General features: G+C 58.8%; 20 protein-coding genes, 2 tRNA genes and 1 pseudogene. 10 read left to right on the top strand and 13 right to left on the bottom strand.

Going from position 1 to position 22,385, the window contains the following annotated elements; all coding sequences use genetic code 11:
- Nucleotides 1-3: 3 nt before the first annotated feature.
- The 3 genes from RBH10_RS14975 to RBH10_RS14965 form a co-directional block, all read right to left on the bottom strand.
- Nucleotides 4-207, bottom strand: coding sequence for a DUF3126 family protein (locus RBH10_RS14975; RefSeq protein WP_003502851.1), 204 nt, complete (start codon nucleotides 205-207; stop codon nucleotides 4-6).
- 120 nt (nucleotides 208-327) lie between these two features.
- The gene (cysE, locus tag RBH10_RS14970) at nucleotides 328-1,152 is read right to left on the bottom strand and encodes a serine O-acetyltransferase (protein ID WP_045016367.1); all 825 of its coding nucleotides are present in this window, start codon (nucleotides 1,150-1,152) and stop codon (nucleotides 328-330) included.
- 143 nt (nucleotides 1,153-1,295) lie between these two features.
- A complete protein-coding gene (locus tag RBH10_RS14965; RefSeq protein ID WP_281036681.1) occupies nucleotides 1,296-2,072 on the bottom strand; it encodes an alpha/beta fold hydrolase in 777 nt (258 codons plus the stop codon).
- Between the two features lie 170 nt (nucleotides 2,073-2,242).
- Here RBH10_RS14965 and RBH10_RS14960 point away from each other — a divergent pair, with 170 nt between their 5' ends.
- Together RBH10_RS14960 and RBH10_RS14955 are read left to right on the top strand one after the other, a co-directional pair.
- Nucleotides 2,243-2,488 carry a zinc-finger domain-containing protein gene (locus tag RBH10_RS14960; RefSeq protein ID WP_045016369.1) on the top strand — a complete coding sequence of 82 codons (246 nt, stop codon included), beginning with the start codon at nucleotides 2,243-2,245 and terminating at the stop codon, nucleotides 2,486-2,488.
- A 29-nt stretch (nucleotides 2,489-2,517) separates the two neighbouring features.
- Nucleotides 2,518-3,687, top strand: coding sequence for an FAD-dependent monooxygenase (locus RBH10_RS14955; RefSeq protein WP_281036682.1), 1,170 nt, complete (start codon nucleotides 2,518-2,520; stop codon nucleotides 3,685-3,687).
- Nucleotides 3,688-3,689: 2 nt separating this feature from the next.
- Here the strand turns inward: RBH10_RS14955 and RBH10_RS14950 are convergent, their stop codons facing one another.
- Nucleotides 3,690-4,877 (bottom strand): cystathionine beta-lyase, encoded by a 1,188-nt coding sequence (locus RBH10_RS14950; protein ID WP_281036683.1) that lies wholly within the window; start codon nucleotides 4,875-4,877, stop codon nucleotides 3,690-3,692.
- A 39-nt stretch (nucleotides 4,878-4,916) separates the two neighbouring features.
- On the opposite strand from RBH10_RS14950, the gene RBH10_RS14945 reads away from it, so the two are divergent.
- From RBH10_RS14945 to RBH10_RS14915, 7 genes are all read left to right on the top strand, one after another.
- Nucleotides 4,917-5,258 (top strand): hypothetical protein, encoded by a 342-nt coding sequence (locus RBH10_RS14945; RefSeq protein WP_139020801.1) that lies wholly within the window; start codon nucleotides 4,917-4,919, stop codon nucleotides 5,256-5,258.
- A complete protein-coding gene (locus RBH10_RS14940) occupies nucleotides 5,255-6,277 on the top strand; it encodes an amino acid ABC transporter substrate-binding protein (protein ID WP_045016375.1) in 1,023 nt (340 codons plus the stop codon). The genes RBH10_RS14945 and RBH10_RS14940 overlap by 4 nt, the downstream gene beginning before the upstream one ends.
- Before the next feature lie 107 nt (nucleotides 6,278-6,384).
- Nucleotides 6,385-7,581, top strand: a complete 1,197-nt coding sequence (locus tag RBH10_RS14935; RefSeq protein ID WP_045016377.1) for an amino acid ABC transporter permease — start codon at nucleotides 6,385-6,387, stop codon at nucleotides 7,579-7,581.
- A gap of 3 nt (nucleotides 7,582-7,584) precedes the next feature.
- Complete coding sequence (locus RBH10_RS14930; protein WP_281036684.1) at nucleotides 7,585-8,742, top strand: amino acid ABC transporter permease; 1,158 nt, start codon at nucleotides 7,585-7,587, stop codon at nucleotides 8,740-8,742.
- 12 nt (nucleotides 8,743-8,754) lie between these two features.
- Complete coding sequence (locus RBH10_RS14925; RefSeq protein ID WP_003502869.1) at nucleotides 8,755-9,528, top strand: amino acid ABC transporter ATP-binding protein; 774 nt, start codon at nucleotides 8,755-8,757, stop codon at nucleotides 9,526-9,528.
- Between the two features lie 610 nt (nucleotides 9,529-10,138).
- Nucleotides 10,139-10,213: transfer RNA gene (locus RBH10_RS14920), tRNA-Glu, on the top strand.
- Between the two features lie 381 nt (nucleotides 10,214-10,594).
- Nucleotides 10,595-10,669, top strand: a tRNA-Glu gene (locus RBH10_RS14915).
- 128 nt (nucleotides 10,670-10,797) lie between these two features.
- Here RBH10_RS14915 and recJ read toward each other — a convergent pair.
- The 5 genes from recJ to RBH10_RS14890 form a co-directional block, all read right to left on the bottom strand.
- On the bottom strand, nucleotides 10,798-12,606 hold the full coding sequence (gene recJ, locus RBH10_RS14910) for a single-stranded-DNA-specific exonuclease RecJ (RefSeq protein ID WP_372339804.1): 1,809 nt from the start codon (nucleotides 12,604-12,606) through the stop codon (nucleotides 10,798-10,800).
- A 103-nt stretch (nucleotides 12,607-12,709) separates the two neighbouring features.
- Nucleotides 12,710-12,934 (bottom strand): hypothetical protein, encoded by a 225-nt coding sequence (locus RBH10_RS14905; protein ID WP_306180684.1) that lies wholly within the window; start codon nucleotides 12,932-12,934, stop codon nucleotides 12,710-12,712.
- Between the two features lie 189 nt (nucleotides 12,935-13,123).
- The gene (locus tag RBH10_RS14900) at nucleotides 13,124-14,434 is read right to left on the bottom strand and encodes a homoserine dehydrogenase (protein ID WP_045016385.1); all 1,311 of its coding nucleotides are present in this window, start codon (nucleotides 14,432-14,434) and stop codon (nucleotides 13,124-13,126) included.
- A gap of 61 nt (nucleotides 14,435-14,495) precedes the next feature.
- Nucleotides 14,496-15,716: an LL-diaminopimelate aminotransferase gene (locus RBH10_RS14895; protein ID WP_045016540.1), complete on the bottom strand. Its 1,221-nt coding sequence runs from the start codon at nucleotides 15,714-15,716 to the stop codon at nucleotides 14,496-14,498.
- Between the two features lie 300 nt (nucleotides 15,717-16,016).
- Nucleotides 16,017-16,976, bottom strand: a complete 960-nt coding sequence (locus RBH10_RS14890; RefSeq protein ID WP_045016543.1) for a nucleoside hydrolase — start codon at nucleotides 16,974-16,976, stop codon at nucleotides 16,017-16,019.
- A 179-nt stretch (nucleotides 16,977-17,155) separates the two neighbouring features.
- Between RBH10_RS14890 and RBH10_RS14885 the strand changes: the two genes are divergently transcribed.
- On the top strand, nucleotides 17,156-17,959 hold the full coding sequence (locus RBH10_RS14885) for a TSUP family transporter (RefSeq protein WP_281036686.1): 804 nt from the start codon (nucleotides 17,156-17,158) through the stop codon (nucleotides 17,957-17,959).
- Nucleotides 17,960-18,004: 45 nt separating this feature from the next.
- Here RBH10_RS14885 and RBH10_RS14880 read toward each other — a convergent pair whose 3' ends face one another.
- The 4 genes and pseudogenes from RBH10_RS14880 to RBH10_RS14865 all read right to left on the bottom strand — a co-directional run bounded on the left by RBH10_RS14880 (nucleotide 18,005) and on the right by RBH10_RS14865 (nucleotide 22,384).
- On the bottom strand, nucleotides 18,005-18,703 hold the full coding sequence (locus RBH10_RS14880; RefSeq protein ID WP_281036687.1) for a hypothetical protein: 699 nt from the start codon (nucleotides 18,701-18,703) through the stop codon (nucleotides 18,005-18,007).
- A gap of 280 nt (nucleotides 18,704-18,983) precedes the next feature.
- Complete coding sequence (locus RBH10_RS14875; protein ID WP_372339788.1) at nucleotides 18,984-19,913, bottom strand: lipid A biosynthesis lauroyl acyltransferase; 930 nt, start codon at nucleotides 19,911-19,913, stop codon at nucleotides 18,984-18,986.
- 4 nt (nucleotides 19,914-19,917) lie between these two features.
- Nucleotides 19,918-20,947, bottom strand: a pseudogene (locus RBH10_RS14870) (zinc-binding dehydrogenase).
- Nucleotides 20,948-21,100: 153 nt separating this feature from the next.
- Complete coding sequence (locus tag RBH10_RS14865; protein WP_281036689.1) at nucleotides 21,101-22,384, bottom strand: beta-ketoacyl-ACP synthase; 1,284 nt, start codon at nucleotides 22,382-22,384, stop codon at nucleotides 21,101-21,103.
- Nucleotide 22,385 lies beyond the last annotated feature (1 nt).

Genomic DNA, 22,385 nt, shown 5'->3' with positions numbered 1-22,385 from the left:
CGATCACAGGTCGACGTCGAGGATCGCCATGGAGAAGTTGTACGAGCGGTCGCCGTCCTCGTCATCGATGTAGACAACGCCGAGGAACTCTTCGCCAAGATACACTTCGGCGGAATCGTCTTTGCGCGGACGCGCCTTGACAATCATCTTCTCGTTGAAGGTGCGCTTGAAATAGGCGTCGAGTTTTTTGATTTCGTCGGCTTTCACCACTATTCTCCTGTGCGGTTCGGGTTGGGCCGCTTTTGGCATGGGACAAAGGCCAAAGTAAAGTGAAAGCGGCGCATCATCCGTGTCTTCCACACGGACGAGCGCAATATTCACCACCTGTCAGATATCGGCTCCGATGACCTGATCCATCAGACGCGAGGGTTCCGAACACCCTGCTTCTCCCACCACGCGCGCCGGCACACCGGCAACGGTGGTCTTCGGCGGGACCGCTTTCAGCACCACCGAACCGGCGGCGATGCGCGAGCATGTGCCGATCTCGATATTGCCGAGGATTTTCGCGCCTGCCCCGATCATCACGCCGTTGCCAATCTTCGGGTGACGGTCTGCCCCCTCCTTGCCGGTGCCGCCGAGGGTGACGCCATGCAGAATGGAGACGTTGTCACCGATAATCGCCGTTTCGCCGACCACAAGCCCGGTGGCATGGTCAAGGAAGATGCCCTTGCCGATGCGTGCTGCCGGATTGATATCCGTCTGGAAAATGCTCGACGAGCGGCTTTGCAGATAAAGTGCCAGATCCCTGCGGCCCTTTTGCAGCAGCCAATGGGCAAGGCGATGGGTCTGGATGGCCTGAAACCCCTTGAAATAAAGGAGCGGCTCCATGAAGCGCGTGCAGGCGGGATCACGGTCGTAAACGGCCTGAATATCGACGCGCAGCACGCTGCCCCATTCCGGCCAGTCATCCAGCATGTCCTGGAAGGTCTGGCGCAGGAGAACGGCCTGCATGTCGGGATGATCGAGGAGTTCGCAGATGCGATAGATCACACATTCTTCAAGAGACCGGTGATTGAGGATCGTCGAATAAAGGAAAGCGGAAAGCAGCGGGTCCTGCGCCACGGCGCTTCGCGCCTCATGCAGCAGGCTGCCCCAGATCGGATCGACGATCGCCAGCTGTTCGGGCTGACGGGCCTCGGTACGTGCGACCATGAATGGTCTCCTCGTTTGCAGTGGTCGTTCTTTATACAGAAAAAGACGTGCATAAGAAATGGGATTCGAATGACGACTTTAAAGGCGGCAAGGCTTCAGTTTTTCTTCATGCAGCATGAAAAACCGTTTCTTGCCGCGCCCGCTCAAAGCGAGTGGTAAAACTCCAGAACCGCCGCCTTGAACACCCGGTCGCCAACGGCCAGCATATGGTCGCGGCCGGGGATGTCGATTGCCCGCGCATGCGGCATGATCGCCGCAAGTTCCGCACCGGACCCGGCGATATCGTCGTTGGTTCCGACCGCAATCAGCGTCGGCGCGTCGATCTTTTCCGCCTGTTCGCGTGTGACGAGAACCCGCGAGGTCTCGATACAGGCGGCAAGCGCCAGCCGGTCGCTTTTCGTCTGGTCGGCAAAGGCGCGGAACATACGGCCGCGCTCATGGGTGACGACATCGAGCGAGGGCGCCAGAAGCGCCTCGGCAATCGGATCCCAATCGCCCACGCCTTCCACCATGCCGATGCCGAGCCCGCCGAACACCAGCGAGCGGACACGCTCGGGATGGGCCATGGCCAGAAAGGCCGAAATGCGCGCACCCATCGAATAACCCATCACATGGGCCTCCGCGATGCCGAGATGATTGAGCAGCGCCACCGCATCACCGGCCATGACGGGCGGATAATAGGCTTCCGGATCATGCGGCTTGTCACTTGCGCCATGGCCGCGATTGTCGATGGCGATCACCCGGTAACCCGCATCACCCAGCGTTTTCAGCCAGCCGGGATGCACCCAGTTGACGTTGGCGCTGGAGGCAAAGCCATGAATCAACAGCACCGGATCACCCGCGGGATCGCCCTCGTCAAAATAGGCAAGGCGAAGGCCGTCATGGGAAAAATCGGAAAATTGCGGCGTGTTGAGATTCATCAAGGACATCCTTTTTGCCGGACCATATGGCAGGAAATCGCAATTTTGAACATGTTTTCCTGACGATTTTTATGGAGATGCAATGCGTTTGAGGCTACATATCCGCAGCAATGAGCCCATGCTCGATGACGATCTGCGGCTTAACCACGATATTGCATTTGGAGACAAGCATGGCCGGGCATTCCATTCCCCACTTCCAGAACGATGGCGGACACAGCGTAATCGAGATCGGCGTCAAGGAATTCATGTGCACCGGTGCTTCGGTGCCTTTCGATCATCCCCACATCTTCATCGACATGGGCGACGACAACGAGAAGGTCTGTTCCTACTGCTCCACCCTGTTCCGCTACAATCCGTCGCTGAAGGCCGAGCAGACCAATCCTCCGGGCTGCGTCTTCCATGTGAAGGCCGCCTGACCTTCCATCTATCCTGATCGGGGCGCACCATGCCCATCAAATCCGTAGCCATTGTCGGTGCCGGCATCGCCGGTCTCACCGCTGCCCTCTCTTTTGCCCGGCACGGCGTCGGCTGCGACATCATCGAACAGGCCGGCGAACTGGCAGAAGTCGGTGCGGGCCTGCAGGTGTCGCCGAATGCCGCCCGCATCCTCGCCGAACTCGGCGTGCTGCCCGAGATCGAGGCACGCTGGACCGAGCCGGTCAGCGTTGATCTCGCCGACGGAAAATCGCTTGCCACGCTGTTGTCCCTACCCGTGGGCGCTGCGGCACGCGCACGCTGGGGCGCACCCTATGGCGTTCTTCACCGCTCGACACTGCAAAGCGCGCTTCTCGATGCGGTGACGCGCAATCCGCTCTGCCGCCTGCATCTCGGCAAACGCATCGAAAACGCCACAGCGGATATTATTGCCGCTACCACGTTCCGCGATCATGACCTGATCGTCGGTGCTGATGGTGTCTGGTCGGTCGCCCGTTTTGCCGTCCCCTCCGCTCCCGTCGCCACTTTCTCCGGTAATGTCGCCTGGCGCTTCACCGTTGCCGCAAAAGATGTGCCTTCAGCCATCAACAAAAGCGCAGTCACGGCCTATCTCGGTTCGGGCGGCCATATCGTCGCTTATCCGCTGAAGGAAGTCGGCGGCTTCAACATCGTCGCCATCGCGCTTGGCGCCGATCCCGGTGCAACATGGCGAGCCGAATCGAGCGGTCAGCAGAAGGCCATGCTGTTGGAACAGTTTCGTGGCTGGAGCCCGGATATCGTCCGGCTGCTGGCATCCTCGGAAAATCCGACCTTCTGGCCGCTTTATCAGGCCGGTCCCGGACGCTGGCACAATGGCCGCGATACGGTGCTGATCGGCGACGCCGCCCATGCGATGATGCCCTTTGCCGCACAGGGAGCGGCCATGGCCATCGAGGACGCATTCGAACTGGCAGGCAAGCTGGCCGGCACATCCTTGCCCGCGCCGCAAGCCCTTGCCGCCTTCGAGGCCCTGCGCCTTCCGCGCATAGAAAAGGCCCGCAAGCGGGCCTCTCTCAATCGTTTCGCTTATCATGCCACAGGCCCTGCCCGTCTCGCCCGGAACTTCGTCTTTTCGACGCGTCCGACGGAAGCCTTCCTGAAAGACTTCGACTGGCTTTACGGCTACCGCGCCAAGGGCTGAGGTTAAATCTCAGCCGCGGCGGCAAATCCGGCCTCAAGATCCTTCTTGAGGTCGGCGATATCTTCAAGCCCGACCTGCAGGCGGATCACCGGTCCCTCCGACGGGCCCTTGGCGATGGTCCTGTCGACAAGCGATACCGACACGGCAAGCGATTCGTATCCGCCCCAGGAATAGCCGAGCCCGAAGAAGGTCAGCGCATTCAGAAAAGCTGCCGCCGTCTCTTTGTATTTGCCTTCTTCCGCCTTCAGCACGAAAGAAAACACGCCGCTTGCACCCTTGAAATCGCGCTTCCACAGATCGTGTGTCGGAAAGCTCGGCAGGGCCGGATGCAGAACAGTCACCACATCGTCGCGGCTTTCCAGCCAGGTGGCGATATCGAGGGCGCTTTCCTGGTGGTGCGCCAGCCTGATTCCCATGCTGCGCATGCCGCGCAGGATCTGATAGGCATCATCCGGCGTCACGCAGATGCCGAGATTGGTGTTGGCCTGATAAAGCGCCTTCCAGTGCTTTTCATTGGCCGAGACGAACCCCATCAGCACATCGGAATGCCCGGAGGGGTATTTGGTCGCGGCGTGAATGGAGACGTCGACGCCGAAATCGAGCGGCTTGAAATAAAGCGGCGTCGCCCAGGTATTGTCCATCGTCACCACGCAACCGTGCCTGTGGGCGATTTCGGTGATCAGCCGGACATCCTGAATCTCGAACGTGTTGGAACCCGGTGCTTCCAGATGCACGAGCCTCGTATTCGGCCGGATGAGAGCCTCTATGCCGGCGCCGATCGCAGGATCATAATACTCCACCTCCACACCGAGCTTCTTTAGCATCGTATTGCAGAAGCGGCGCGTCGGAAAATAGACCGAATCGACGATCAGCGCGTGATCGCCTGCACCAAGATAGGCCAGAAACGGCACGGTGATCGCCGCAAGACCCGACGGCACGAGGATCGTTCCGGCGGACCCTTCCAGCTCGTTGACGAGATTGCACAGCGCATCGGTCGTCGGCGTGCCGTGGGTGCCGTAGGTGTATTTCTGATTTTCGGTCGAAAGCGTCTCGGCGTCGGGGAAAAGCACGGTGGAGCCGCGCACGATCGGGGGATTGACGAAACCGAAACAGTCCGCGGGATCGTTGCCGCCATGGGTCAGGCGCGTATTCACACCTGCGGCGGAAAGCAGGTCATTTGTCTTGGTCATTTCAGATCAGCTTTCGAAGGGATATTGACGCGAGCGACAATGCGGAGAGCCGAAGGCAAGGTCAAGTCCCGAGAACCATCCGCCAAACCAGCAATTGATCCACTTCGTAACAGCATACAAGAAGTATACAAAAATCGTGCAAGTGCAATTTTTCGCAAAAATATGCTTATATTTTCACCCTTTGCACACTTCCCGACCAAAAATTGGAAAATTCCGTTTTATAGGCACAATTATTGCCAGCACGTCTTGACCCCGCTGCCAATTACGATTGTGATAGAAAAAGCGGATCGAAAAGATCTTGCTGAAGGGGGGAGCTGGGGCAAAAACAATATGCCGGTCCTCTTCCGATTGACGATAACAAACAAAGGTTGGGAAAAATGAAAAAGGCAATTCTGTCGGCCGTTATCGGCGCAGCAGTTTTGGGAGGAGCCTCGGTCGCTTCGGCTGCGACGCTTCAGGACGTGAAGTCGAAAGGTTTCGTCACCTGCGGTGTGAGCGCCGGCATTCCGGGATTTTCCAATCCCGATGACAAGGGCGAATGGTCCGGCATCGACGTGGACTATTGCCGTGGTATTGCCACTGCGGTTTTCGGCGATCCTACCAAGGCTAAATTCGTCGCTCTTTCGAGCAAGGACCGTTTTCCGGCGCTCCAGTCTGGCGAGGTCGACGTTCTGACCCGTAACACCACCTGGACGATCAGCCGCGACACCTCGCTCGGCTTCAACTTCCGCACCGTCAACTACTATGACGGCCAGGGTTTCATCGCCAAGAAGGGCCTCAACGTGAAGTCCGCTCTCGAGCTTTCCGGCGCCGCCGTCTGCGTTCAGACCGGCACGACCACCGAGCTCAATCTTGCCGACTATTTCAAGACCAACAATCTGCAGTACAACCCGGTCGTTTTCGAAAAGGAATCCGACGCGACGTCTGCATATGACTCCGGTCGTTGCGACGTTTACACCACCGACCAGTCCGGTCTTTACGCCATCCGTCTCAAGCTGAAGAACCCGGACGACAACGTCGTTCTGCCTGAAGTCATCTCCAAGGAGCCGCTTGGACCGGCCGTTCGCCAGGGCGACGACCAGTGGTTCGACATCGTCAGCTGGGTTCACTACGCGATGGTCAATGCCGAAGAACTGGGCATCACCTCCAAGAACGTCGACGAGCAGAAGAACAGCGCCAACCCCGATATCAAGCGTCTGCTCGGCACTGAAGAAGGCACCAAGATCGGTACCGATCTCGGCGTAACGAACGACTGGGCCTACAACATCGTCAAGAAGGTCGGCAACTACGGCGAAGTCTTCGACCGTAACGTTGGCGCCGGCTCGCCGCTGAAGATCGAGCGTGGCCAGAACGCGCTGTGGACCAAGGGCGGCCTGCAATACGCACCGCCGGTTCGTTGATCGGCCCCATCGTTGGCTAAAGACTGAAGGGAGGCTGGGCAATGCCCGGCCTCCACTTGAAATTATACAATAAGCTCGCAAAGAGCATATAAAAGGGAAAGGTGCCTATGGCAGGCAACGCGGTCAGTTCGCAACGATCGCGCGCGCAAAGCGCGTCGTCATTTATCAACGATCCACGTATACGCGGAATTTTCTATCAGGTTCTGACAGTCGTCATCCTGGCCGCCTTCGTCTGGGTCATAGTGACGAATACGATCACCAATCTTCAACGGTCAAACATTTCGTCCGGCTTCGGCTTCCTCAACGGAAGAGCCGGTTTCGATATCGGCCAGTCGCTGATCGCTTATACCAGCGACGCGACCTATGGCCGGGCATTGCTCGTTGGTATTCTCAACACGATCCAGGTCGCATTTTTCGGCATCATCGCCGCCTCGATCATCGGTTTCATCGTCGGTATCGCCCGGCTGTCCAACAACTGGCTGATCTCCAAGCTGGCGCAGGCCTACGTGGAAATCTTCCGCAACATCCCGCCCCTGCTCGTCATCTTCTTCTGGTACAAGGGCGTCATCTCGGTTCTGCCGCAGGCACGCGATTCACTGGTGCTTCCGCTCGGAAGTTACCTCAACAATCGCGGTTTCTTCTTTCCCAAGCCGCTTTGGGGAGACGGTACGTGGCTGATACCGCTCGCCTTTCTGGTCGCCGCCGTCATCAGCTTCTTCATTTACCGCTGGGCAAAGGCCAGGCAGGAGAAAACCGGCCAGCAGTTCCGCACCGGGATCACGGCCACACTTCTCCTCATCGGCCTTCCCGCCGCGACATTTCTCGCGCTTGGCTCGCCGCTGACCTTCGATTACCCGATTGCCGGACGGTTCAACCTTGCGGGCGGCGCGGTCGTTGCACCTGAATTCATGTCGCTGTTTCTGGCGCTTTCCTTCTACACCGCCTCCTTCATCGCCGAGATCGTTCGCGGCGGCATCAAGGCCGTGGCGAAGGGACAGACCGAGGCAGCGGAGGCGTTGGGTCTTCGCGCCAGCACGACGACACGTCTCATCGTCGTTCCGCAGGCGATGCGCATCATTATCCCGCCGCTGACAAGCCAGTATCTCAACCTGACCAAGAATTCCTCGCTTGCGGTCGCTGTCGGTTTCGCCGACATCGTCTCCGTCGGCGGCACGATCCTGAACCAGACGGGTCAGGCGGTCGAAGTTGTCGCTATCTGGCTCGTTCTCTATCTCTCGCTGTCCATTCTCACGGCCTTGGTCATGAACTGGTTGAACGCGAAAATGGCCCTGGTGGAGAGATAACAGATGACAACAAGCAATCACGCTTTCGTGCGCCACACCATTGAAGAAGCCAAACCCGCGCCTTCAAGCGCGGTTGGCATCGGCCATTGGCTGCGCACCAAACTTTTCGCCACGCCGAAGGACACCGTCCTTACGGTTCTTGCCATCGCGTTCCTCGCCTATCTTCTGCCGCCAATCTTCAAATGGCTGTTCGTAGACGCGGCATGGACCGGCACGGATCGCATCGCCTGCCTGACCGCCTCCCAGGGCGGCGCGCTTCCCGATGGCCAGTCGGGGGCCTGCTGGGCCTTCGTCTCGGCGAAATTCGGCCAGATCATGTTTGGCCGTTACCCCATCGACGAGCGCTGGCGGCCTATCCTCGTGATGGTGATGTTCACCATCCTGTTGATACCGATGCTCATCCCGAAAGCGCCATTCAAGCGGATCAACACGCTGGCGCTTTTCATCGTCCTGCCGGTCATCGCGTTTTTCCTTCTCATCGGCGGCGTCTTCGGCTTGCCGGTGGTGGAAACGCAGCTCTGGGGCGGCCTGATGGTCACCCTGATCCTGTCGTTCTTCGGAATAGCAGTATCCCTGCCCTTCGGCATTCTTCTGGCACTCGGCCGGCGGTCGAACCTGCCTGTCATCAAAATGCTGTGCGTGCTTTTCATCGAAGTTATCAGAGGCATTCCCCTGATCACCGTGCTGTTCTTCGCCAGCATCATGCTACCGCTGTTCCTTCCTGATGGATGGACCTTCGACAAGTTCCTGCGCGCTCTGGTCGGCGTGTCGCTCTTCTCCTCGGCCTATATGGCAGAGGTGATCCGTGGCGGCCTGCAGGCCATCCCGAAAGGTCAATATGAAGGGGCGGATTCGCTCGGCCTGAACTATTGGCAAAAAACCCGACTGATCGTATTGCCGCAGGCGCTGAAGCTCGTCATTCCGGGCATCGTCAACACCTTCATCGGGCTTTTCAAGGACACGTCGCTGGTCTCGATCATCGGCATGTTCGACCTGCTCGGTATTGTCACACTCAACCAATCGGATGCGAACTGGGCGACACCCGTCACCGCGATGACGGGCTATATTTTCGCCGGGTTCATATTCTGGATATTCTGCTTCGGCATGTCGCGTTATTCGCTGTTCATGGAACGGCACCTCGACACCGGGCATAAACGATAAGGGACGCTCAAAATGGCAGAAACCCAAACAAAAAAACTGGCCGTTTCGACAACGGACGTGGCGATCGAACTCGTCGGCATGAACAAGTGGTATGGTGACTTCCACGTCCTGCGCGACATCAACCTGAAAGTGATGAAAGGCGAGCGCATCGTCATTGCCGGCCCTTCGGGGTCGGGCAAATCGACCATGATCCGCTGTATAAACCGGCTGGAAGAACATCAGTCCGGGCTGATCAACGTCGATGGCATCGAGCTTACCAACGACCTGAAAAAGATCGACGAGGTGCGTCGTGAAGTCGGGATGGTGTTCCAGCACTTCAACCTCTTCCCGCATCTGACGATCCTCGAGAACTGCACGCTGGCACCGATCTGGGTTCGCAAGATGCCCAAGAAGGAAGCCGAAGAAGTGGCGATGCACTATCTGAAGCGCGTCAAGATCCCCGAGCAGGCGCACAAGTACCCCGGCCAGCTTTCCGGCGGCCAGCAGCAGCGTGTGGCGATTGCCCGCTCGCTGTGCATGAAGCCAAAGATCATGCTGTTCGATGAGCCGACCTCGGCGCTCGACCCGGAAATGGTCAAGGAAGTGCTGGACACCATGGTCAGCCTTGCCGAAGACGGCATGACGATGCTGTGCGTAACCCACGAAATGGGTTTCGCCCGCCAGGTCGCCAACCGCGTCATCTTCATGGACCAGGGCCAGATCGTCGAACAGAACTCGCCTGCCGAGTTCTTCGACAACCCGCAGCACGAACGCACCAGACTGTTCCTCAGCCAGATTCTGCATTGATCATTTAACAAACGTCTGGAACGAGCGTTTTTCAACTTGCGAACTCAAAAACGGGACCTCACGGTCCCGTTTCTTTTAGGAGACTAAACGGAAGACCGCAAATGAAGCCGGGTTATCTTTATTTTTTGTTCCGATCCAAGCAACAATACTTGAAATTATAATTGGCTATGTCGATATATTTGTAGCGACGATTTGATCGCGGCCTTGGATATATTATGAAATGGATGGTTTGCTTGTATTTCTAGGAGACGTATTAAGCGGCATGATATCCAGCAGTCCCTCGAAATCAATTTTTGTGCGGTGGATCGCATACGCGATCAATGCAATCATAGTGATACTCATGGGTCTTTTGATTTATGGAAAATACCTGACTTGATTTTCGCTGGCCGACATCAAAGAGAAACCACACGTTTCGCAAAGCAATTGATGCCGAGCCATATTGCTTAAGAAAAACAGCACTACTCCAACCGATTAACCATCTGTTACGAAACAAGAATCCTTGTTTTGCAGGGCTTCTAGCGGCCTATGTCATTTTTTTGTCAAATCATGCATTTTTCCGCTTGCGGACCACGGGGAGCCTGACTATAAGGGCGCCACACCACAAGCGCACGCGCCCTTCGTCTATCGGTTAGGACGTCAGATTTTCATTCTGAAAAGAGGGGTTCGACTCCCCTAGGGCGTGCCACTTGCTTTCGTGTACTCTTCCCCAAACTGCCCATACTGCTTGAAAAGCACTCATCGTTTTCCGTTTGGGTCACAGCTCTTGCCGTTACGGCGATGGATTGCCCGAAACCAATTTCCCTGTCGCATCCCGAACCATCAGCTCCGTGGCTTGCTGACGCCGGCTAAGGCTTCGCAAACCGCTGACATCCGTTCGGCACGGTAAAAGCCCCGCTTTTTCGGTAGACGATAGGGGCGTTATTTCAAAGTCTTGGCGCTTCCATCACGGTTTTCCACAGCCCTCAGGCCTTGCTTAAAAAAACTCGCCGGGAAGCAAGAAAAATCGATTTTTCCGCTTGCGGACCACGGGGAGCCTGACTATAAGGGCGCCACACCACAAGCGCACGCGCCCTTCGTCTATCGGTTAGGACGTCAGATTTTCATTCTGAAAAGAGGGGTTCGACTCCCCTAGGGCGTGCCACTTGCTTCTCCTTGAAAATCAGTACTCTGCATTAAAATCTTCACGCGATGCGTGAGAATGAAGACGCATGCCGTTTCCGACCGTCCGTAAGCTTTTCCCGTAAAATACAAGTTTGATCCGCAGCCCCGTCAGGGTGCGAAAGCCGCGTCCAGAACGCGCAGCTGCACACGCCTCTGGCCCTGCCATAGATCGGCGCCCACGGTGCCTGCGACGTGGATGGACCTCCCACGCGCATTCAGCAGCATCTGCCCCAGAGGCGCCTCTGCGGCGCGGAATGCGATGCCGTCCAGCCGTGAGCCATCCATGGCCTCCAGCGTGATCTTGACGTGGGCCGTGCCGACGAGACGCACATCACGCAGCCGGTGGGCAGGCACGGCGAAGATCGGCTGCGAATGGCCCGATCCGTAGGGACCGGCCTGTTCCAGCTGGTCGACAAGCTGCAAGGTTGCACCGGACGCGCCGATCGCGCCGTCGATCTTCAGCACGCTGCTTTCCACCAGCTCGCTCACCGTCTTTACGGCGGCCTCCTCGAAGAAGGTCCGGAGTTTGCCGAGATTGGCGCGTTCCACCGTCAGGCCGGCGGCCATGGCGTGACCGCCGCCCTTGACCAGCAATCCCGCATCCACGGCAGCGCGCACCATCCGGCCCATATCGAAACCGTTGATGGACCGGCCGGAGCCGGTGCCCTTGCCGGAGGGATCGAAGGCAATCGCGAAGGCCGGGCGACGGAAACGATCCTTAAGCCGTGAGGCGAGAAGACCGACGATACCCGGATGCCAGTTTTCCCGGGCGGTGACGATGACGCCGGCGCCAGATCCGTCACCATATTCGTAAAGCGCCTCGGCTTCGGCTTCCGCCAGCATCGCGGCTTCCATCGCCTGGCGCTCGCGGTTCAGCTCATCCAGCTTTTCGGCAATCACGTCCGCCTGTGAAGAATCGTCAATGGTGAGCAGGCGGCTGCCGAGTGCCGCATCGCCGATACGTCCGCCGGCATTGATGCGCGGCCCGATCAGGAAACCGAAATGATAAGGCGTCACCGGCCCACCCAGCCCCGCCTTCTTGAACAGCGCGGCAAGCCCCGCATTGTTCATGTGGCGCGCGGCAATCAGCCCCTTCACCACATAGGCGCGGTTCAGCCCCTTCAGCGGCACCACGTCGCAAACAGTGGCAAGGGCAACGATATCGAGAAGCGCCAGCAGATCGAGCGTGAAGGCCTGCCTGTTGCGCCTGTCCTTCAACAGCCGCAACGTCGCAACCAGCACCAGAAACACCACACCAGCGGCGCAGAGATGCCCCTGCCCCGAAAGATCGTCTTCCCGGTTGGGATTGACCAGCGCCACCGCCGGCGGCAGTTCCGAACCGACCTGATGGTGATCGATCACCACCACATCGGTTCCCGCATCCCTGGCGGCATGCAGCGATTCATGGCTGGTCGAGCCGCAATCGACGGTCACGATCAGGGTCGCGCCATTGGCGGCAAGCTGCTGCATCGCCGCCGGGTTCGGCCCATAGCCCTCGAAAATCCGGTCGGGAATATAGATTTCCGGCGTCAGCCCGAAATGCGCGAGAAAACGATACATCAGCGCGGAAGAGGCTGCGCCGTCGACATCGTAGTCGCCGAAGATCGCGACCTTCTCTCCCGTCTCGATGGCGCGGACCAGCCTTTCGGCCGCCTTCTCGCAATCGGTCAGCATGTGCGGATCGGGCATCAGCGAGCGGATGGTCGGATCGAGGAAGGCCAGAGCCTCATCCACGCCCACCCCTCTCCCGGCCAGCACCCGTGCAATCAGTTCGGGAATGGCGTGGATCTGGGACATGGCCAGCGCACGGTTCTGTGCGGCCTGATCCAGCCGCGAAACCCAGCGTTGCTCTGTCGCCGACCGCTCCACGCTCAAAAACGCGCGGGCCACGGTATCGGCCGGCTCCATCATTGCCATCCTGTCCATCGTCCTGTCATACGAGTGCGCATCCGCGCCTTGTCATGACAACGGGCTAAATGGCGATGGCGCCTTTTTCAAGCAAAAACGCCCGTATGGGCTTTCACACCGAAAAAATCGAGAAAAACGGGCTGACGATCGAAACGGCGCCGACCAGCAGCAGCAGGGAAAACACCGCGAGTGAACACCAGTTGCGCTCATATTCGGCAATATCGAATTCCATGCTTCGAATATTGTCGTTGGCATTGTGGGGCCGTGCCCGATGATGGGCGGCCAGAACGCCTTCGCGCTTGCTGTCCTTGAAAAGGATAATCGATGTCACGGCCACGCCTCCCTCGCTTGGTGAACATGATTAACCATAGAGCCGAATCGCGTTGTTTTCCAGCGGTTCTGCGGCCTTGCCCTCAAATTTTATGGCGACCGTGTGACGAGCGTCGAAACAGGTGTTTCAAACAAGAAAAGACCGCGCCTCCATGTGGAAACGCGGTCTTCGGGTTCAAAAAAGGTCTGAAACGTCTCAGGTCCGCTCGATGCGGATGACCTGCGGTTCGCTGACCAGATATTTCTCGTTCTTGATTGCCTTGACGGCCTTGCGGATCGCATCTTCCATCGTCGCATGGGTGACGAGAATGATCGTCTGCGGCGCGCCTTCGACATGCACACGCTGGCGCTGCACGATGGATTCCAGCGAGATGTTATTGTCAGCCATGCGGCTGGCGATGGAGGCGAAGACACCCGCCTGATCCTTTACCGTCAGACGGATGAAATAACCGCCCTCATGGCTCTTCATCTTGGCACGACGATAATCGGCAAGCGATTTCGCCGGACGGCCGAGCACCGGAACCTGCTGGGCGCCGGGACGGCTCTTGGCGATATCGGCGATGTCGCCGAGCACGGCGGAAGCCGTGGCATTGCCGCCTGCACCCGGACCGACCATCAGCAGCTCGCCGAGAATATCGGATTCGATCGCCACCGCATTGGTCACGCCGTCAACCTGCGCGATGACGGAATCGAGCGGCACCATGGTCGGATGCACCCGCTGCTCGATGCCGGATTCGGTCACCTGCGCCACACCGAGAAGCTTGATGCGATAACCGAGATCGGCAGCCGCCTGAATGTCCTCGCTGGAGATATTGGTGATGCCTTCGAGATAGATATCGTCGGCCGAAATCTTGTTGCCGAAGGCAAGCGTGGTCAGAATGGCAAGCTTGTGGGCGGTGTCGTTGCCCTCGATGTCGAACGCCGGATCGGCCTCCGCATAACCCAGCCGCTGCGCTTCCTTGAGACAGGCCTCGAACGACAGTCCTTCCTTCTCCATCTTGGTCAGGATGTAGTTGCAGGTGCCGTTCATGATGCCGTAGATGCGCGACACATTGTTGCCGGTGAGAGATTCACGCAGCGCCTTGATGACGGGGATACCGCCGGCCACGGCAGCTTCGAAATTGAGCAGCGCTCCCTTGTCTTCGGCAATCGTCGCCAGTTCGACGCCGTGCTTGGCAAGCAGCGCCTTGTTGGCTGTCACCACATGGAGACCGCGGGAGAGTGCGGCGCGCACGGCCTTTTCCGCCTGCCCGGAAGCACCGCCGACCAGTTCGACCAACACGTCGATATCGGCTTCGTTCGCAAGCTGCTCCGGCGTATCGAACCAGGCAATACCCTTGAGATCAATGCCACGGTCGCGCGAACGGTCGCGCGCGCTCACCGCAATAATCTCAATCGCGCGTCCGCAGGTGTTTGCAAGTTCGTTGCTTCTCTGCTGGAGGATGCGCACGAGCGAAGCGCCGACAGTGCCGAGCCCCGCTATGCCGATTCTCAATGAATCTGCCATGGGTATGTTCCTGATTTGCTGGTGATGGTGACGGCCGGGACCCGGCCGTCTTCGGTTGCCCTTATCTGTGGGCATTGAGCGAAACGACATTGTGCATCGTTTCGTCAGCGCTCGACAGGAAACGCTTCAGATTGCGCGCTGCCTGACGAATTCGATGCTCGTTTTCCACGAGCGCGAGGCGGACGTAGTCATCGCCCATCTCGCCGAAGCCGATGCCGGGAGCAACGGCGATATCGGCCTTCTCGACCAGAAGCTTGGAGAACTCCAGGCTGCCGAGATGGCGGAATTTTTCCGGGATTTTCGCCCAGGCAAACATCGTAGCAGCCGGCGGCGGAACCTCGAAACCGGCCTTGCCGAAAGTATCGACCATGACGTCGCGACGGCGGCGATAGACATTGCGCACTTCGGCGATGTCGGAGCCGTCACCGTTCAGGGCGTGCGTTGCCGCAACCTGGATCGGCGTGAAGGCGCCGTAATCGAGGTAGGACTTCACACGGGTCAGCGCCGCGATCAGCCGCTCGTTGCCGACGGCAAAGCCCATGCGCCAGCCGGGCATGGAGAAGGTCTTCGACATGGAGGTGAATTCCACCGCAACGTCGATTGCACCGGGAACTTCGAGAACCGAAGGCGGCGGATTGTTGTCGTCGAAATAGATTTCCGAATAGGCAAGGTCGGACAGCACGATGAGCTCGTGCTTCTTCGCAAATGCGATCACGTCCTTGTAGAAATCGAGCGAAGCCACATGCGCCGTCGGGTTCGACGGGTAGTTGATGATCAGCGCCAGCGGCTTCGGGATGGAGTGGCGCACGGCGCGCTCCAGCGGTCCGAAGAAGCTGTCATCCGGCTCCACATTCATCGAGCGGATGACACCGCCCGCCATCAGGAAGCCGAAGGCATGGATCGGATAGGTCGGGTTCGGACACAGGATCACGTCACCAGGCGCGGTGATGGCCTGCGCCATATTGGCAAAGCCTTCCTTGGAGCCGAGGGTCGCGACGACCTGCGTATCGGGATTGAGCTTCACACCGAAACGGCGAGCATAATAGGCGGCCTGCGCGCGGCGAAGGCCGGGAATGCCCTTGGACGAGGAATAACGATGGGTACGAGGGTCCTGAACGACTTCGCAAAGCTTGTCGACAATCGCCTTTGGAGTCGGAAGGTCGGGATTGCCCATGCCGAGATCGATGATATCGGCCCCGGCCGCTCGCGCGCTCGCTTTCAAACGGTTGACCTGTTCGAAGACGTATTGCGGCAGACGCCGGACCTTATGAAACTCTTCCATCACTTTCCTCATGGAAATGGACCGGTTCTGCCGGCCCATAACGAAGTTCGTTCTTGTTCTCAAACGCCGCCGACACGAACCGATCCGGCAGGCGCTATTCATTGTACCGCAAAGCACTGGAAAACCTACAGGGGTTTTCTCGGTCCGTGCGGCATCGCGATCATCCGCCCTGTGCTTCCGGCAAGGCCTTTTCAGCCACCCGGCAGGGCGGATCGCGCAATATGTTCAGGAAACTTGCATAACGCCAGATTCTTGGAAAATGCAAGGCAGACCATGCTCAAGAACGGCCATTCCGGCCGTTCAGCCGCGCTCGCCCTTCACAATTGCCGCGCGGATGACCGAAAGCACCCGCTCCGGCTTGATATCCGTGCAGATCAGCTGGCTCGGATGCCCGTCCCAGTCGCCCGGCGGAAAGGCGCGTCCATCAGGCTTCTGAATGGTCTGGCCATCGGCAAGACCGCCGCAGACGACGCGGATCGGCCCGCTGCGGGTCTCGAACAAATCAGGCGCGACGAGATAGACGCAGGCGCAGCTGTCATGCACGACCATGCCGTCGCCCGTGCGGGTCTTGTAGAAATCGATGTAGAATTGCGACAGATCGGAGAGCAGCTGCACCGGCTTGCCGCCGGCTTCTGCCATCTCTGCCATGAAGGCGCTGGTCATCACCGTTTTCGTCGTCACGTCGAGGCCGACGACGACCACACGCCAGGGCGCGGTGAAGACCAGATCAGCCGCTTCCGGATCGCCGTGAATATTGGCCTCGGCCGCCGGCGACACATTGCCGTTGATGTCGAAGGCGCCGCCCATGACGATCACCTGCTTTACCAGTGCGGCAAAATCCGGCTCTTCGCGCAGCGCCAGCGCCAGATTGGTCATGCGGCCGACGGCGATCAGCGTTACCTCACCGGGATGAGCCTTGACCGTCTCGATGATGAAGCGATGCGCCGGACGCGGATCGAGCGGCAGGTCGATGGTCTCGGGGATATCGATATCGCCGAGACCGTTTTCGCCGTGAATGAATGTCGGCCAATGGCCTTCCTTGCGGGCAGGATCGAAGGTCACGCCGGCGCCTTGCGCAACCGGTGCCGTCATCTGCCATTCCCGCTTGAGGAACAGTGCATTGCGGGTGGTGATATCGATGGGCGCGTTGCCGAAGACGGTGGTGACGCCGATCAGATCGATATCGGGGTGGCGATGCAGGAACAGAAGCGCCATGGCATCATCTACACCGGGGTCCGTATCGAATATCACTTTATGCATAATGTCCTCATCCTGATGTCTCGCCATCGCCTCTCCTGGCGACACGCCACGGAAACATACCCATAAGCGGCAACACCGCAATCCCCCTTCCCGCCGCAGATCGGAGAGAAAAATATTGCGTGGTGATCTTTTCGGTGAAAGAAGAGGCCCTCTCCCCACCGCCTGCTCGGACATGCCAAGTGCAAGACATCGCCCTCAACGTTTTTCTCGTTCTCTTCTGCGTCGCCATCTTTGCCGGATTTATCGATTCCATTGCAGGCGGCGGTGGTCTCATCACCATTCCGGCAATGCTGATCATGGGGATTCCGCCGCTGGACACGCTCGGCACCAACAAGCTGCAATCGCAGTTCGGCTCAGCTTCAGCCACCATCGCCTATGCCCGGCGCGGCCACGTCAATCTCAGGGAACAATTGCCGATGGCCATCATGGCCATGCTCGGCGGCATGCTCGGCGCGGTCACCGCCGCCTTCGTGCCGTCCGATCTCCTGCGCACCATCATGCCGTTCCTGTTGATCGCCATCGCCCTCTATTTCGCCTTCAAGCCGCAGCTCAGCGATACCGACAGCCATCGCCGCATCACGCCGTTCGTGTTCGGCCTTAGCGCCGCACCGCTGGTAGGCTTTTATGACGGCGTTTTCGGCCCCGGCGCGGGTTCGTTCTACATGCTGTCCTTCGTGGCGCTTGCCGGTTTCGGCATGCTGAAGGCAACCGCTCACACCAAGCTGCTGAACCTCGGTTCGAACTTCGGCGGCTTCGTCGTTTTTGCGGCTGGTGGTGCGGTTCTCTGGAAGCTCGGCCTTGCCATGGGCGTCGGCCAGTTCGTCGGTGCGCAGATCGGATCGCGTTTCGCGATGAAAAACGGCGCGAAGATCATCCGCCCGCTCCTGGTTCTTTCCTGTCTGGCAATGGCGACGAAGCTTCTCGCGGATGCATCATCCGCCTGGTCGATCGCAACGATCTGGGAAACCATCTTCCCTAAATGACAAGAGGATAAAACGGCTCGACGCCTGGCGTTCGAGCCGTGGACCTTACGCCGTGGCGCGGCGGCGTCTGCGATCGGCGATTTCCCGGATGACCACCATTGCGCCAACCAGCTTGTAGTTGGAGGAGTAGCAGGGTGACATTTCGAGAGACTTCACGATCGTATGGCCGTCATGATCTTCGGCATAGGTATATTTCGACGTGCCGCCCTTGAAGCAATTGTCGAGCCGTTCCCGCAGGTCGTTCTGAAAACGGTGCACACCGACAAGCTCGGCGATATGGCACCCTAGAAGCCCTTCCGACGAATTACGTGGAAACGCTTCGAGACCATTGGCGAAGGACACCCGGTAGCCGGGAGAAACAACGACCACAGGCTCGTCGAGGTCGTTCAGCATATCCTCATCGAGAATGAGATGGCGGTGATGCCACTCCAGACTGTCCTCGTCCTCGTCGCCGATGACCTTTGCCTTTAGCGGCATGCCGACATAGCGATCGACAAGTGTTCTCAGAAGCTCGGAATTGCGCTGCACGCAGCCGAGATCTTCCGCCTCGTGGTTGAGGAGATCGATGGCGAAACGAAACTGCTCGCGAATGTCCTCGGAACTGCCGGTCTGACGCCCGATAACCCGGTCAAGCAGCAGCTCCAGTTCACGCTCCAGCACTGCGATCTTGTCGGCCTCGTTCTTGCCAACGGCTGATTGCAGTTCCGTATAACGCAGCCAGAACAGCTCAATCAAATCTTTCAACCCAACTCTCCCTGAACGGGCAAACAGCCCGCTCCCAATCCGAATGGATAGACACTTATCCCCTGATTATAGCGTCTGTGCATTTAAAAATGACGTAACGACACGCAGGACCGCCGCAGGGATTACTCTCTAAAATATCATAGCTGCCGCTATTTTTTCAATTTCGATAATCCATGAACGAAAAATGAGGTTCCACTAATATGGAAAAATACCGAAATACACAAATTCACGACCGATTTTTGTAAATGATCACGAGAAATCCGGCCGCGTGGCAAATGCCTCAGATCTGGTGTTTCACGTCCCAGCGGTCGTGATACCACAGCCATTGTTCGGGATATTCGCGGACCCAGCTTTCCACCTTGTCGTTCAAAAGCTGCGCCGTCGCCTGAATATCGACATTGCCTTTTTCATCGCGCGGGATATCGACCTTCGCCTCAATCTCCAGCCGGTAGCGGTTGTCCGGCAGGCGCACGCAGCGGGCAGGATAGACATCGCAGTTGAACTGACGCACCAGCTTGGCAAGCAGCGGGTTGGTGCGAACCTCATGGCCGAAGAACTTCGTCGTCAGCCCCTTGCTGAACTTCTGGTCGACGAGCACGCCGACACCGCCGCCCCTTTCCAGCTGCCGCGCAAGCGCGAAGGAAGAACCGGCATGTGAAGGCACGAGATTGCCCATGCGTTCCTTGCGGAACTTGAACACCTTGTCAGCCACGAAAGGATTGTTCGGCGGACGGAACAGCACCGTCACGTCAAGACCGAAGGCGGAACTGGCCACCGGCAGCAATTCGAAATTGCCGCTATGGGCGGTAAAGACGATGAAGGGCCGCGGATTGTCGCGCAGTTCGAGAAAGGTCGGAATACCCTCGACGCGAATACGACCCGGCTCGCTATTTTCCGGATCGAAATCGAACAGCCGGTCGAGAAAGACATATTCCGCCGCAAGCCGCCCCATATTGCCCCAGCTGTCCATTGCGATGGCAAGGCGCTCTTCTTCGGATTTCTCCGGAAAGGCGCGCGCCAGATTGTACAGCATCAGCCGGTGGCGGCCGGTTTTCGGCCCCACGAAGCGCGCCAGCCTGTCGGCGGCGCGAATTCCCGCGTCAGCAGGAAATATCTTCAGCAGGTTGAGAAGGCCGAAGGCAAACGTCGCGATCAGCCATTGCCGGAAATGGTCCAGCTTCAGGACGATCCGCGTAATGAACAGTTTCAAGGCGTCAATCCATCCGCAGAACGATTTTGCCGAACACCTGGCGGGTTTCCATGCGTTCCAGCGCCCGGTCGATATCCTCGAAGGTGACTTCGGTGTCGATAACCGGATGAACGATGCCACGCGCCATCTTCTGCATGGCGTTGGCCATGTTTTCCATACGGCAGCCAAAGGAACCGAGCAGCTTCAGCTGCTGCTGGAACAGCATCATCAGGTTGATGTCGGTGGACACGCCTGACGTGGAGCCGCAGGTGACGAGACGGCCGCCACGCTTCAGCGAGAACATCGAGGCCGCGAAGGTGTCCTTGCCGACATGTTCGAATACGACGTCGACACCTTTCTTTTTCGTCAGCTTGCGCACGACGCCTTCGAAACGGTCGGTCCGGTAGTTGATGACGTGATCGGCGCCGAGAGCCTTTGCCCGTTCGATCTTGTCGTCCGAACCGACTGTCGTGATGACGGTGCAGCCCATCTTCTTGGCAAGCTGGATCGCCGCAGTGCCGATGCCGGAACCGCCCGCATGCACGAGGATCGTTTCGCCGGACTCAAGCTTGGCATTGTCGAACAGCATGTGCTCGACCGTGCCGAAGGTCACGGGTGCAAGCGCTGCGCCGATGGCGTCGACGCCATGCGGTGCGGGAACGAGCTGGCGGGCCGGAATATTGATCTTTTCCTGCGCAAAGCCGTCGAGATGGAAACCGTGCACGCCCTGAACATGTTCGCACAGATTGTCACGGCCTTCACGACAGGGCTTGCAAATACCGCAGGTGCGCGCGCCATAGATCGCAACGAGCTGGCCCGGCAGCACATTCGAAACGCCGGGACCGATGGCCTCCACCACGCCGGAGGCCCTCAGCACCGATGGTGAGCGGCATCTTGCGCTTGGCAAAAGCCATGCCGCGCCAGCCCCACACGTCGATGTGGTTCAGCGCCACGGCCTTGACGCGCAACGTCACCTCACCCGGTCCCGGTGCATCCGGTTCGGGCAGGTCCACTTTTTCGAGCTTCCGGTCGTCGACGAGTTGAAGAGCGCGCATATTTTTAGTCCTTCGCCCGGAGGCGTTTATCTCAAAAGTAATTCCAGCAAAACTCTGTAACGGTTTTGCGGTCGGAATGCGTAATCAAACAAGCGAGAGCGCTTCCGGAGCTTCGTTCAGGCCGGAAACGCCTCTGTTTTCTGGCGGAGCTGACTAGGCCGGTTCCCGCGTCATGACAAGGCTTGCATTCTGCCCGCCGAACCCGAAGGAGTTGGAGAGCACGGCGTTCACCGTCGAGTCCCGCTTCACATTCGGCACCACGTCGAGCGTGATGGTCGGGTCGGGGTTGTTGTAGTTGATCGTCGGCGGCAAGGTGCCGGTCAGCATGGTCTGCAGCGAGAACACGGCTTCCACCGCGCCGGCCGCCGTCAGCGTATGGCCGATCATCGACTTGTTGGACGACAGCGGAATGTCTTTCAGACCTTCGCCGAAGACAGCGAGCATCGAGCCATATTCCATCTTGTCATTTTCGGGCGTCGAGGTGCCGTGGGCGTTGATGTAGCCGATATCGCTTTCAGCCACGCCTGCATCGGCCAGCGCCGCGCGGATCGTCGCAATAGCCGGGCCGCCATCGGGCGAGGAGCGCGTGCGGTGGAAGCTGTCAGCCTTTTCACCGGCGCCCTTGATGATGCCGAGAACCTTTGCGCCGCGCGCAATCGCCGATTCCAGCGATTCCAGCACCAGCGTTGCGGCACCTTCGGCGATCACGAAACCGTCGCGATCCTTGCTGAACGGCTTGGAGGCCTTTTCCGGCGGCTCGTTTTGGGTAGACAGCGCCGACAGCAGCGAAAAGCGGATCAGCGCCTCGGCGCTGACCGAACCGTCGGTCGCAACCGTCAGTGCCCGCTCGGTGCGGCCCTGACGGATCGCCTCGACGCCGAGCTGGATTGCCGTTGCACCCGAAGCACAGGCAGTCGAGAGCGTGACCGGCAAACCGCGCGTGCCAAAACGGTCGGACAGACGCTCGGAAATCGCGCCGAAAAGTGCCGCTTCCTGAAACGCCGGATCGGGACGCTGACGGAAAGCCGTCAGGAACCGCTCATAGGCGTCACCCGGCTGGGCGGCCGGCGGAGACCGGTCGGCAAGCTCGAAACGGGCGCTCCATTCAGGCTCGATCGGTGGCGCGGCCAGAAACAGCGGGCCGTCGAAATCACCAGAGATGCCGGCCTGCGCCAGCGCCTCGATGGTCGTCTCGCGCGCAAAGGCATAGGAGCGCTCGACGGAATTCGGAACCGGGATGTCGATGAAATCGACCGTGCCGCTGATGCGGGTGGAAAGGCCTTCGGTCGGGAAGCGGGTGATCTTGTGGATGCCCGATTTGCCAGCCGTCAGAGCCGCCCAGTTATCGGCAAGCCCCTGGCCCAGCGAAGTGATGATGCCCATGCCGGTGACGGCGACGATCGGGCGACCGAGATGATCCTTGAAATTGGAAGTCATG

The sequence above is a fragment of the Rhizobium sp. AN73 genome, from assembly GCF_030757975.1.
Taxonomy (GTDB): Bacteria; Pseudomonadota; Alphaproteobacteria; order Rhizobiales; family Rhizobiaceae; genus Agrobacterium; species Agrobacterium arsenijevicii.
The sequence above is the reverse complement of the archived record's forward strand: the minus strand, read 5'-3'. Positions and strand labels throughout refer to the sequence as shown.

Coding starts and splice junctions, on each gene's coding strand:
- cysE (WP_045016367.1), bottom strand. CDS start 1,152: ATGGTCGCACGTACCGAGGCCCGTCAGCCCGAACAGCTGGCGATCGTC.
- RBH10_RS14965 (WP_281036681.1), bottom strand. CDS start 2,072: ATGAATCTCAACACGCCGCAATTTTCCGATTTTTCCCATGACGGCCTT.
- RBH10_RS14960 (WP_045016369.1), top strand. CDS start 2,243: ATGGCCGGGCATTCCATTCCCCACTTCCAGAACGATGGCGGACACAGC.
- RBH10_RS14955 (WP_281036682.1), top strand. CDS start 2,518: ATGCCCATCAAATCCGTAGCCATTGTCGGTGCCGGCATCGCCGGTCTC.
- RBH10_RS14950 (WP_281036683.1), bottom strand. CDS start 4,877: ATGACCAAGACAAATGACCTGCTTTCCGCCGCAGGTGTGAATACGCGC.
- RBH10_RS14945 (WP_139020801.1), top strand. CDS start 4,917: ATGCGGAGAGCCGAAGGCAAGGTCAAGTCCCGAGAACCATCCGCCAAA.
- RBH10_RS14940 (WP_045016375.1), top strand. CDS start 5,255: ATGAAAAAGGCAATTCTGTCGGCCGTTATCGGCGCAGCAGTTTTGGGA.
- RBH10_RS14935 (WP_045016377.1), top strand. CDS start 6,385: ATGGCAGGCAACGCGGTCAGTTCGCAACGATCGCGCGCGCAAAGCGCG.
- RBH10_RS14930 (WP_281036684.1), top strand. CDS start 7,585: ATGACAACAAGCAATCACGCTTTCGTGCGCCACACCATTGAAGAAGCC.
- RBH10_RS14925 (WP_003502869.1), top strand. CDS start 8,755: ATGGCAGAAACCCAAACAAAAAAACTGGCCGTTTCGACAACGGACGTG.
- recJ (WP_372339804.1), bottom strand. CDS start 12,606: ATGGCAATGATGGAGCCGGCCGATACCGTGGCCCGCGCGTTTTTGAGC.
- RBH10_RS14900 (WP_045016385.1), bottom strand. CDS start 14,434: ATGGCAGATTCATTGAGAATCGGCATAGCGGGGCTCGGCACTGTCGGC.
- RBH10_RS14895 (WP_045016540.1), bottom strand. CDS start 15,716: ATGGAAGAGTTTCATAAGGTCCGGCGTCTGCCGCAATACGTCTTCGAA.
- RBH10_RS14890 (WP_045016543.1), bottom strand. CDS start 16,976: ATGCATAAAGTGATATTCGATACGGACCCCGGTGTAGATGATGCCATG.
- RBH10_RS14865 (WP_281036689.1), bottom strand. CDS start 22,384: ATGACTTCCAATTTCAAGGATCATCTCGGTCGCCCGATCGTCGCCGTC.